1 pseudogene is annotated in these 211 nt (G+C 70.6%); it reads right to left on the bottom strand.

The features are described from left to right. Nucleotides 1-211 (bottom strand): annotated as a pseudogene (locus IG99_RS44000) (IS3 family transposase); the annotation flags it as partial.

The raw sequence follows: 211 nt of genomic DNA, 5'->3' as shown, positions 1-211 counted from the left end.
TTGCGTGCTCGGTGATGTCCGTCAGCCACAGCCGGTTCGGCCCGGCCGCGGTGAAGTTGCGCCGCACCATATCATCGTGGACAGGCGGCCCGGCCTTGGCGTTCTTCCCACAGCCTCTTCGCTTGCCGAAGGCGCTCCACCAGCCGTTGTCCCGGCAGATCCGCCAGGCGGTCCGCTCGGCCATCGGCTCACCGGCGGCCCGGGCCTCGTC

The sequence above is a fragment of the Streptomyces griseus subsp. griseus genome, assembly GCF_000720255.1.
Taxonomy (GTDB): Bacteria; Actinomycetota; Actinomycetes; order Streptomycetales; family Streptomycetaceae; genus Streptomyces; species Streptomyces griseus_I.
The sequence above is the reverse complement of the archived record's forward strand: the minus strand, read 5'-3'. Positions and strand labels throughout refer to the sequence as shown.